Below are 11,092 nucleotides of genomic sequence, written 5' to 3'. Positions count from 1 at the left end.
CATGAAAATTCAAAACATTTACTTTTTGTCATTGCTATTTATTTTAAGTGGCAACTTTGCAGGTTGCAAAAAAGAATACCTGGAAGCAAAGCCCAGCTTAGCACTTACGGTTCCTACCACTGCAGCAGATATGCAGGGATTATTAGATTACTTAACAGTAATGAATGTTGCACCTGCGTTACCTCAGCTATTTGTTGATGACATCTATATTCCTGATGCATCATTAGCCTCCCTCACTTCGCAAGATGAAAGGAATGTGTATTCCTGGAAAAAGGAAATCTATAGCACATCATACAACGCGGAATGGAAGACAGGTTGGGAAGAAATTTTTTATGCAAATATTGTGTTAGATGGGATAGCTGCAAAACCCACCAATGAACAAAAGGACTATGCGGCAATAAAAGGAGCAGCATTATTTTTCAGGGCATTGGCCTACTATAATCTTGCGCAGATATTTACAAAGCCCTACAATCCGGCCAGTGCAGGATCGGATAAAGGATTACCGATACGGGAAGTCGCAGATGTTAACGCTAATCCTCCCAGGGGAATATTATCCGCAACCTACGCTTTTATGCTTAATGATTTGACTACTGCAGTGCCACTTCTATCAGAAAAACTGGATTATAAAAGCAGGCCTAACCGCATGGCTGCACTGGCTTTACTTGCACGAATCAGCTTGATCATGCAAAATTACAATGCCGCATACGCTTATGCTAATCAAAGCCTGAGGTTATACGCTACTTTGATCAACTACAATACTTTAAGTACTACGGCATCACGGCCATTTCCAGCTGTTTTGCCCAAAGGTAATGATGAAGTACTTTTTGCAACAAGTCAAATTACTAATTCTTTTATGCTCAACATGAGCAGTGCGGTGAATGCTGCCCCTGAACTGTATGCCAAATATACAGCTAACGATTTGCGAAAAGTAATTTTCTTTAACGCTTCAGGGAAAAATTTTAAAGGCAATTATAACAACGCGAGCCAACTATTTGGAGGGATTGCTAATGATGAAGTGTATTTGATTAGGGCGGAGACAGCAATTAGGTTAGGCGATATAGATAGTGGATTGGCCGATATAAATACTTTATTGCTTAACCGATACAAAACCGGAACTTTTGTGAATTATACCAAAGCAAACACCCCAGATCCTTTGAAATTAGTGATTGATGAAAGGAGGAAACAATTGCCATTCAGAGGACAGCGAATGGCTGATTTAAGGAGACTAAATCAAGACCCGGTATTCAAAATTGATTTGACAAGAACGGTAAATGGCGTGGTGCTGCAACTTCCGGCGGGTGATGAAAGATATGTGTTTCCTATACCCCAAGGTGAGATTCAAACATCGGGCATGGAGCAAAATTAAAAAGCCGCACAGCAGATACTTTTGCTGTGCGGCCCGAGTTTAGTTACGTGGTACTACGTAAAAAGTACCGCGTTCTATCGGTTCGGATGTCAATGGCGCATCTGTCAACGCCGGATTAGGGTTAACCGAAGTATCGAAATAACCAGTACAAATTGGTACCTGGTCATTAAGATCACAACCAATCTCGTTTTCTTCCTGATCGATTGTGGAAATTTTAACCCATCCGGTGCTTAACTTACCGAATTGCTCGTGTGCAAATGATGGCTTAGGTGCTTTGAAAGCACTTTGAGTCACCACTAAACTCACGCCCAACAGCACCGCTACGGCGCTGATGTGAGCATTCTTAAAAAAACGCATCATAATACATTTAATTAAATTGTTTATATATCCCTGTAAGAATTACAGGTGATCATTTATGGTCCCTGGATAACCGGCCATAAATGATGTTAATTATCGCACTAAAGTTGAAAGTGGTTACTGGCTTTCGCTTACCCGTGTCTATGCCAAAACCTCCTTTCGCTTACGGCATAGCCACCAGCCCCAAGAGGCAAAAAGCAGGTAAGCCAGGTTAAACCACAGATGGACATTCCACCCCATGGATTTTAAAACACCCCCGCAGGAGCAGGGAACTCTTGGAAAAACATGCAACACGATCAGTAAAATGTAGCCTGAAAAAACAAACAGCATGAACGCTGAAACCAGAAAACCGGCCATCCGGCTGCTTTCGAAAAATAACAGCGCAGCCACAACCATTTCAATTCCAGGCAAAACATAACTGATCAGGGTGGCCAGCTCCCGACTGAACACCTGGTTACGCATTTGCCATTGAAAGGCGTGGAAATCTGAAAGTTTGGATAAAGCCACATACACCCATAGCAGAATAAGCAATCCGCTTAGGATATTGATAATGACTTGATCCGGTTTAACTACATTTTTCATGGTTACACATTTTTTTCCTCCGAAATTGAAACCCTTATTCCTGCTGTGGAACCACTCCGCTGACTTCATCATAACCGAATCGGTACAGGTTCAGGCAGGCAGGATGCCGGGTTCAATTCCTGATACTAAGTTCGCTATGAATCAAGGTTTTACCAAGAAAAGGCAGGCATCAAAATCGGTGTTTTGAAGCAACGTTTGAGGTACGCAAACGAGGTTTTGCAGATTAAGCGTGTTTATAATTTCTAATGAAATAATGATACTCAAGCAACAGGTAATTGGCCATACAGGTCTTAACCATGCGGTTAAGTGAATGGCTAAACCTAGCTTTAAACTTGCGGATACGCGTAAGGCCGTCTTTTTCATTCAGTAGCAGATCGCGTTCAGCAATACGTTCATCATATTGGGCACAGATTGCATCATGCAATACAATCAATTCAGGAAATAAAATCTCTAACGCCAGTAAATCAGAACGGCGGATTTCGTAGATGGTGCAGGGTTCATCGCATACCAAAACATTTACCTGATTATGAATTCTGGTAACCATGAAACTTTGTTCGGGCATAAAGCCCAGCACGGTAGCTACTTTGGTACGGTTATGCCCGTCAACCTCCATCAAAAACCCGGAGGCCAGATAAGATAAAGTACCCACCTCACGCGGCAGATGCTCTTTTTTGTTTAATGTTACGGTTTGGATACTGGCTTGAATGGCTACCCAGGATGCTGGGCTGATTGCAGAAAAACCATCAAGTCTTTCTTTCAAAAGTTTAAGGTTGGTTTGATTCATAGGTTTGATTGGCGTTAGTTCATTCGTTCAACATTTTATTGATGATTAATGGGTTAGTCAATAATTCATTTGAAAGACCCAACACCACTACAGCAGTCACGCCCAAAATTGGTTAAAGTGATGTTGGGTCTTTTTGCTTACACCGTGGTATAGCGGATTTCGTAAGTGAGTACTTCGATACCTGCATCATCCGGATCACTGGTGTAGCCCAGCGTAATCAGCTTACCTTCCGCATCCGCAGATGAAGCTGCTACGTCAGTTTCAGCAAGTGTAGCAGCGGTTAAGCCATCAGACTTTTCCGCTTTGATTAGCCTGATGGGTTCATCATTGGAAATGGCCAGGGCCGTTAACCGGGTAGCGAGTGAAACAAATTCTGAACTTAAGTTAACCAGGTAAATCTGCTGGCTGTTCTCAAATTCGAGGTGTTTGTTGGCCCATGAGATGTAATCTTGCTGCAATGCTGCAACCCGGAGCTTTTCTGATTTGGGCAGGTTTCTGATTTCTTCACGGAGGGCGTTTAAACCTGATTGTGTAAATGGTTTTTTATTCATGTATGATTTTTTTAGTTACGCCAAACAACATGTATGACACACTTAAAGCTAACGAAGAGTTAAAGTTTCGACCAAATCGAACCTGCTCAAACGCAATTTTGACCGCTCGATAGCAAGTTCAGTACCTAATAAGTTTAATTTTCGCCCTTATTTGTTAAAATTTTCGCCCATCGATAATATTGAGTATTGATATTTTGGGCCAGTTAAATATTTACTTATGTTTAAGCTCTATCTCAAACCGGATACGCCACTTTATTTCACATTGGCCCAAAGGCGCATAGCCGCTTTAATCATTGCAGCTGTATTATTAATACCGGGAACCTCAAAAACGATGGCGGAATTAATATTCATGAACAGATTTTGGATTTCCCTTGTCTTCGGGACGGTAATTGCCTCGCTGTTGATAGAATACCTTCATATCACCCATCAATGGCTGGATAACTGGTGTGCCTGGGGAAGAAATAAATGGAGGATCGTTGTTCAGCTATTTTTTGGCCTTTTGATCCCTATTGTCATTGATATCACTTTAGTGTGGATTTACCTGACGCTGTTTAAAAACACTGTAAAAGGGAGTGGCTTTATGGTTAAGGTACTGCCCTGGTCGGCCCTATTGTTTTTGTTAGGTAATGTAGCCTATTCCATCAGATGGATATGGATCATGAATTACCGTTCGGGGCTGAAAGCTGCTGAACTGCGAAGGCTGGAAGAAGATGCATTACAAAAAGCAAAAGAGGAAGACGATTTGCTAAAAGCAAGGAACGAAGAAGAACGTTTGAGAGCAGCAGAACTGGCCAAAATAAAAAGTGAAAAGGAAGAAGCGCTCCTTGATGCAGAATTGATGGCAGAGATGCTGACGGCGAAAGAAGTGGCATTACAGCAAGCAAGGGAAAAGGAGAAACTGCTGAAAATGAAGAAAGAAGCGGAGCGGCTGAGGGCAAAAGAATTGGAGGTAAAACTGGAAGAAACAGAAAAGAAACTCCTGGAGACAAAACAACTGGCTGAGTTGCCGAAAACTACTGAAGAAAGACCAGCTGAGGAGACTGAGTATGTCTATTGGGAAAAAATTCCCTGCTCATTGGGTGATAAAGGTTTTGAAGAATCAATTGAAGAAATACAATGTATAGCTGCTGGAAAGGACTATGCAACAATTTACACCAAAGCCGGCCATCATCGAAACTTCAAAGCTACTGGAAACGTGCTGAGGGAAAATCTTGATCCGTCTATATTTATCGAAGTGAGAAAGGGGGCATTTTACCGGATTGATACCATAGAATCGATAAAAGGCTATAAACTTATCCTCAAACCAGGAATAACCAGAGTAGACAATATCCTGATTGCCCGTGAATATAAAAAGAAAGTAAAGGACTATTTTACACCACAATATTATCACAAACATAACAGGCGTAAATAGTTTAATTAGAATTTTGATTTTAAATTTCAATTTTATTATATTAGCCTAACAGTCAGTCATGTCCAATAATTTAAACACCGCAGGTAGGGTGCGGGATAAGGTGTAGTGTACCGGATCCGTTGCTTTCTGCCTGTATTACTTTTTATTGGCATGAAAGGATCTGAATTAATCGCCGAGGAAATTTCTCAACTCAAAAATTCTCTGAATAAACTTACTGGAATAGCAAACAGCTTGCTTGAACTATTCACCAATGTCGAACTGATGGATAAGCCGCAGGTAATGGATATGCTTAAAGTTAGCGATAGCACTTACAAACGCCTGGTGAAAGACGAAGTACTAAAACCTATGAAGCTTTTGGGTGGCGATCGTTTTTATAAAAAAGATGTACTTGATGCCCTGGAGTTAAGCAGAAAGAAAGGCAAACTATAAATCTATGGTTCCATTTTACTTGCAAAAATCATCGGTTATCGGGTCACCTTCTCTAGGTTTTCGATCTGCATTTTAGTCGTTTTATCCCCTTCAGGAAAAAATATTTTCAAATCTTTTTTTAAATTTTTGTTCGGGAGCGCTGGCGGATTTGTTCGGGAGCTGTTCGGGAAACCCTGTACCCGGCTTCGACCAGTGTTCGGCAAGGCTTCGGGAAACGGCCCGGAAAAGTGGCACACAACTTCTGGAAAAGTTCGGCACAAGTTCGCCCCGTGTTCAGGTGGCACCAAAAGCCCCGCACAAACCCACCCGAACTTTTCCCCCGTTTGGTAATCAGTTGTCTGGGAAATGATTGATCCCTTCCCCGATCAGACGCACACGGTCTCGCGTCTCATGTATCACCTCTCTTGTATCAGGTCTAATCTCTAAAATCTCACCTCGCGATACCTAAATTCAGTCCAAATCGGGTCAAATCAGTCCAAATCAGGTCAGAATTTTAACTGACTCATTCCCAGCGGTATGTTTGTTTCGTGCTAGATGTACCGGCCGGCCATTTAGCCATTTAACTTAAAATTTAAGATTATGGGAATTATCAGAAAAGGAGCCCTGGGCGGCTTCTCCGGCAAGGCCGGAAGTATCATCGGCAGTAGCTGGAATGATTTGGATTACATCAAAGGCTTGTACAAAAAGAGTACGAAACCCGCCACAGAAAAGCAGATAGAGCAACGATTGAAGTTTGCCCTTGTGGTTGCTTTTTTATCGCCGATAAAAGATGTACTGAACATGGGCTATAAAGGCCAAACCAACAACAAAGCAACGGGCTATAACATGGGGGTACAGTTTGCCCTGGCGAATGCCATTACCGGAACATCGCCGGATTTTGCGCTCGACCATAGTATGCTGCAGATTAGTAAAGGAACGCTGTTGAGACCAATTGGCGTAACGGTAACCTCTACAGCGGCAGCAACGCTTACCGTAAGCTGGAACCCGCAGCTGAATGAGCTTAATGGGTTTACCGACGACAGACTGGTGCTGTTGGTGTACAACATGGCACAGGATTATTTCTCCATCAAATCCGATTTCGCCCTGAGGGGAGACGGTACGGCAGACTATGTGTTGCCCGCCGACTTTACAGGTCAGGATGTGGAGGTGTATATGTTTTACATCGATCGCGATAACATCCGCAGGTCGAAAAGCACCTATGCCGGGCCAATTGTAGTGGCCTAACTCGAATTAACCGGTGGGGCTTGTTCAGAGCCCCACTTTTTAGAAAAACATAAAAGAAAAATATTATGGCAATTATGGGAAGAGGTCCGCTCGGCGGATTTAGCGGTAAGCTTGGCAACGTAGTGGGTTGCAACCGCAATGGAAAATTTTATTTGAAATCATCACCGCGCAAAAGCAATCAGCCACCATCACCAAAGCAGCTGGAACAACGCGAACGCATGAAGTTAGCGGCTCAGTTTGTAGGCGCTTTAAAAGAGGTGATCATGGTGGGATATCAATACGTTAAACCCAACCATCATCCGGTAAATAAAGCAACAAGTTACCACAGCAAAGAAGCGATTGCCGGCACCTGGCCGGAATTAAGTATCGACTATCCTAAAGTGAAGCTGAGCCATGGATACCTGAGCCCACCGTCTCAATGTGAAGTAAAGGCGACGGGTGCATATACGATATCTTTAACCTGGCCGGTATTAACAAATGCATTCCAATGCGGTGATGATGAACTGCTTGTAGTGGTGCTGGGCGATACAATCGATTGGCCTTACTGGAAGTTCGACGTAGCCAAACGGGATGATGGTAGTGGTATTCTGACCTTGGATGAAAGTGATGTGGGTAAAGCGGTGCATGTGTATGCGGCATATGTATCGGCCAATGGTAAAAAGGTATCAAACAGCTGGTACCTGGGCCAGCACGAGATCATTTGATCCGCTCACTCATTCAACCGTTCACTAATTCATTCATTCAAAAATTAACATTATGAGAACACTCATCATGCATCCGTTACTACGGATCAATAAAACACACTATTATTGGGTTACAGGCATACTACTGCTGATTTTAGCTTATCAGCTGGCACCGCTCTTTGCTGGCTTTTTCAACAACACTACAGCAGTACTCGATGCAGCCGTATGGCAGCTGTTGTTGTTCAGCATCCTGACTTTTATGGCCTTGCTCACCATCAGCTGGTTTTTGCTTTACGCCTCCTGGAGCACGCTGGGTTTACCCAACATTCATTTTATGGTTTTACAGTTTAAAGATTTATCATCATGGAAGCAATTAAGTTTTTACTATGCCTGCTTTGCGCTACTGTTTTTGGGAGCAGTGGCCTGTGTGGCAGCGATTTTCTAAACACCCGGCGAAGCGCCTGGTATTCATCTCAAAGCAAACGTGAAGCCATCCTGAAGATCGCAGAAAGTCAGCTCGGCATCCGTGAAGCCACGGGCAACAATGATGGCGTAGACGTAGAAAGCTACCTACGCTACACCGGCAATAACAAAGGCGATCCCTGGTGCGCTTCATTTGTGAGCTGGGTGTACGGAAAAGCCGGCTACGAAACACCACGCACGGCCTGGAGCCCGGGCTTGTTTCCTGTGAGCAAACGTGTATCCGTACCGCAGCCCGCTGATGTTTTTGGGATTTACTTTGTCAGCCTGAAACGCATTGCCCATTGTGGTATTGTGAAAGCGCAGCGTGGCTCGTGGATCATTACCATTGAAGGCAACACCAATGCGGCAGGTAGCCGCGAAGGCGACGGGGTATACAGCAAATACCGCCACATCCGCACCATTAAATATTTTGCCGATTGGCTGAAGGGAGGCGGGTTATGAGGAAGTTAGTATTGCTCGGGCTGGCGCTATGCGCCGCCTGCAGCATGCTGCGTAAGGAAACTTCGACCAACACCAAAAGCAATCAGCTGGATGTAACAAGCGAAGTAACCGCAGCGCAGCAATGGACTATTTTGAGCCACGACAGCAGTACCTCGGAACTTCAATGGCGTATATGGCCGAAAGGAGTGGTAAAGTATTCTGCGGATAGCGGTTTTACGGGTGAAGTGGAGATGATGGAACTTTGGAAAAAAGAGAAAAGAAATACCGAAACGCTTAATACCGGGTCAACTAATAACAGCACAAAAGTTAAGATACAGGAGCGTCACAGTGAAAAAAATGTAGCGAAGAACAGCAACAAGATAACAGTGCTGGCCTGGTGGTGGTGGGTGATTGTGGTGATGGGATTATTGATAGGGTGGTTTGGGATAAGGTGGTTGAGGTAAATTATGTTTGATTTTGTCAGCCGAAATGAACGATGTGTCCTGGAAAAAGGTGCTTTGGTGTAATTGTCGTATTAGGCGCTTGGATAATAGATAAATTGTCAGAAAATTCGTAAAAATAAATATCCCTATGATTCTGCTAAATCGATTAGTTAGGAATTTGAATGAGGTAACATATTTAAGCATTTAGAAACGTTTTTGAATTTGATCAGATTTAAATGGGACGCTTAAAACGCTTAGTTAAACCCAATAAACGCAAATCATTGGGGATTTTTCATCAACTACTAAAAGGCTTTATTTTACGAAACTATAGATATAAAATGATTAGTATATGAATTCCAGAAGTCCAAATCTAAATTCAGAGTATATATCTTTTGAACTTTTAAGAAGTTTAAAGGTGAAGTTCAATAAAGACACTGTTAGATCAATTTTAAAAGATCATCCCAACTACCCGAGTTTGTTATCTATCAGTGACTGTCTAAGACAACTTAAAGTTAATAATGAAGCCTATAGAATAGAAAAATCTGAATATGATTCCAGTGAACTAAATTTTCCATTCTTAGCCAGTATAAAAGATGTGGAAAGGAAGTTTGTTTTGGTTCAAAAAATCGAGAACGGTAAAGTTAATTATAAAGATGAATTTATCGGAAATATCAGTGTTCCTGAAGAAGACTTTTTAAAAATTTGGGATGGCATAGCCCTACATGCAAAAAAAGACTTTAGCAGCGGAGAACAAAACTATATGGACAATAAACTGAAGTATATCCTCAATCAGCTTACTATACCATTGTTTTTTTTAATACTTGGTTGGATAATATTTGCGGGTTTTCAGGCAAAGACTATTTACTTATCATTTCCAGGTATGATTTTCATAAAGCTTATTGGTGTGATAACAACAATTATGCTGTTATCACAGAGTTATGGTATAGAAAACATTACAGTTCAAAACATCTGTAAAATGGGAAAAAGTGACTGCTCTAAATTACTGAGATCAGAGGCAGCAAATGTTACTTCTTGGCTTAGTTGGAGCGAAATTGGTTTTTTTTATTTTGCAGGCACCTTGCTTGCCTTACTTTTGGAATACAATGCAGTGTATGTTCTTGTTTGGGTAAATCTATTTAGCTTGCCATATAGTATATATTCAATTGTATATCAGTATAAAAATAATAAGTGGTGTATTTTATGTTGTACAGTTCAACTTATTTTGTGGATTGAATTTATTTCTGCATTCACTTTGGGCCTGTTCTCAGCAACTACAATTATTGATTTCAAAATCCTTTTCAATATATTTTTATGCCTACTTACTCCTATTGTGATATGGGGTTTATTAAAGCCACTCCTGAAATATAAGGTTGAAGTTGGAGGATTAAAGTTTCAGCTCAATGGCTTTAAGTATAATGCCAATTTATTTACTCAGGCTCTTTACAATCAGCCAAGATATGCAGTGCCAGATGATGTAAAGCCTATAATTTTTGGAAATGAGAATGGAGAAAATGTTATTACAATTGTAAGTGATCCTTTTTGTTCACCATGTCTTCAAACACATGGAATTGCGAAAACCTGGTCATCAGAAGACGAAAGTATTAAAATAAAGATGCTATTTCATGTTGCTGATGACCTGTCAGATCCCGGGGCTCAAGTAGCTAATCATATTCTTTCACTAAATGTAAGCACGGAAATGGTAGCCCAAAATGCCTTGGAAGATTGGTATTCTGGCCGTATAAAAAACTTCAAACTTTTAAAGGAACACTATCCTGCTGTTGCAACAGATGAAAGTTTATCCCTTGCAAAAATGCAAAGGGATTGGTGTAAGATGGCAGATATTACCTATACACCAACTGTTTTTATTAATGGATACAAAATCCCTATTCCTTATAAGATTGATGATTTAAAAAACTTGATGTTTTAGGAAAGCTAAAGAATTTCCGGAAAATTGGGCTTTTGGTTGCAAACAAACGCCCTAAAATGAATGGCGGCTTAACTGCCATCGCTTAAGTTGTTCTTGCGTGAAAGAATGATAAAACCTTTATTTACTTCAAAACTTAAAAAAATGAAAAAACTTAATTTATTAAACAGAACTGAAATGAAAGCAATTATGGGTGGCGTAGTTGAAAAGCCTAAAAGCTATAAATGTTGCCCGAACGGATATTCAACAGGTTCAGGAGGTAAAGAAATTGTTTGTAGTGACTGTGTTACAGGCTCAAATCCTACTTGCTCTCAAGGTAGCCTGGTGGAATGCTAGACTAGATTACTGGTGGTTTCATAGATTGATTCCACCAGTATATAATTCAATAAGAGTCTTTTCCAAACTTCTTATAGAATTTTATAAATTGCAGAAGCG

Annotated in this window: 14 protein-coding genes; 10 read left to right on the top strand and 4 right to left on the bottom strand. The window is 41.3% G+C overall.

Features of this window, described 5'->3' with window-relative positions; all coding sequences use genetic code 11:
- Window position 1 precedes the first annotated feature (1 nt).
- Window positions 2–1,366, top strand: a complete 1,365-nt coding sequence (locus AB669_RS13350) for a RagB/SusD family nutrient uptake outer membrane protein (protein ID WP_047799810.1) — start codon at window positions 2–4, stop codon at window positions 1,364–1,366.
- A 39-nt stretch (window positions 1,367–1,405) separates the two neighbouring features.
- Here the strand turns inward: AB669_RS13350 and AB669_RS13345 are convergent, their stop codons facing one another.
- The 4 genes from AB669_RS13345 to AB669_RS13325 form a co-directional block, all read right to left on the bottom strand.
- Window positions 1,406–1,726 (bottom strand): hypothetical protein, encoded by a 321-nt coding sequence (locus tag AB669_RS13345; protein WP_047799809.1) that lies wholly within the window; start codon window positions 1,724–1,726, stop codon window positions 1,406–1,408.
- 138 nt (window positions 1,727–1,864) lie between these two features.
- Window positions 1,865–2,305 carry a MauE/DoxX family redox-associated membrane protein gene (locus AB669_RS13340; RefSeq protein WP_053058401.1) on the bottom strand — a complete coding sequence of 147 codons (441 nt, stop codon included), beginning with the start codon at window positions 2,303–2,305 and terminating at the stop codon, window positions 1,865–1,867.
- A gap of 223 nt (window positions 2,306–2,528) precedes the next feature.
- Window positions 2,529–3,089, bottom strand: coding sequence for a hypothetical protein (locus AB669_RS13330; protein WP_047799807.1), 561 nt, complete (start codon window positions 3,087–3,089; stop codon window positions 2,529–2,531).
- 137 nt (window positions 3,090–3,226) lie between these two features.
- On the bottom strand, window positions 3,227–3,640 hold the full coding sequence (locus AB669_RS13325; RefSeq protein ID WP_047799806.1) for a hypothetical protein: 414 nt from the start codon (window positions 3,638–3,640) through the stop codon (window positions 3,227–3,229).
- A gap of 349 nt (window positions 3,641–3,989) precedes the next feature.
- On the opposite strand from AB669_RS13325, the gene AB669_RS13320 reads away from it, so the two are divergent.
- The 9 genes from AB669_RS13320 (at window position 3,990) to AB669_RS13285 (ending at window position 10,993) form a co-directional block, all read left to right on the top strand.
- Window positions 3,990–5,051 carry a hypothetical protein gene (locus AB669_RS13320; RefSeq protein ID WP_156166744.1) on the top strand — a complete coding sequence of 354 codons (1,062 nt, stop codon included), beginning with the start codon at window positions 3,990–3,992 and terminating at the stop codon, window positions 5,049–5,051.
- Window positions 5,052–5,201: 150 nt separating this feature from the next.
- A complete protein-coding gene (locus AB669_RS13315) occupies window positions 5,202–5,480 on the top strand; it encodes a helix-turn-helix domain-containing protein (protein WP_047799804.1) in 279 nt (92 codons plus the stop codon).
- A gap of 579 nt (window positions 5,481–6,059) precedes the next feature.
- Window positions 6,060–6,704, top strand: a complete 645-nt coding sequence (locus AB669_RS13310) for a DUF6266 family protein (RefSeq protein WP_047799803.1) — start codon at window positions 6,060–6,062, stop codon at window positions 6,702–6,704.
- Window positions 6,705–6,769: 65 nt separating this feature from the next.
- Window positions 6,770–7,408: a DUF6266 family protein gene (locus tag AB669_RS13305; protein ID WP_047799802.1), complete on the top strand. Its 639-nt coding sequence runs from the start codon at window positions 6,770–6,772 to the stop codon at window positions 7,406–7,408.
- Between the two features lie 52 nt (window positions 7,409–7,460).
- Window positions 7,461–7,832: a hypothetical protein gene (locus AB669_RS22185; RefSeq protein ID WP_156166743.1), complete on the top strand. Its 372-nt coding sequence runs from the start codon at window positions 7,461–7,463 to the stop codon at window positions 7,830–7,832.
- Window positions 7,751–8,311, top strand: a complete 561-nt coding sequence (locus AB669_RS13300) for a peptidoglycan-binding protein (protein ID WP_231582675.1) — start codon at window positions 7,751–7,753, stop codon at window positions 8,309–8,311. Before AB669_RS22185 ends, AB669_RS13300 begins: the two co-directional genes overlap by 82 nt.
- Window positions 8,308–8,754, top strand: a complete 447-nt coding sequence (locus AB669_RS13295; RefSeq protein WP_047799801.1) for a hypothetical protein — start codon at window positions 8,308–8,310, stop codon at window positions 8,752–8,754. Before AB669_RS13300 ends, AB669_RS13295 begins: the two co-directional genes overlap by 4 nt.
- Before the next feature lie 328 nt (window positions 8,755–9,082).
- Window positions 9,083–10,660 (top strand): cysteine peptidase family C39 domain-containing protein, encoded by a 1,578-nt coding sequence (locus AB669_RS13290; protein ID WP_047799800.1) that lies wholly within the window; start codon window positions 9,083–9,085, stop codon window positions 10,658–10,660.
- A 141-nt stretch (window positions 10,661–10,801) separates the two neighbouring features.
- Window positions 10,802–10,993, top strand: coding sequence for a hypothetical protein (locus tag AB669_RS13285; RefSeq protein WP_156166742.1), 192 nt, complete (start codon window positions 10,802–10,804; stop codon window positions 10,991–10,993).
- Window positions 10,994–11,092: the final 99 nt, after the last annotated feature.

It is taken from the genome of Pedobacter sp. BMA (genome assembly GCF_001027745.1).
Lineage (GTDB): Bacteria > Bacteroidota > Bacteroidia > Sphingobacteriales > Sphingobacteriaceae > Pedobacter.
This window is presented reverse-complemented; position numbering and strand designations above follow the sequence as displayed.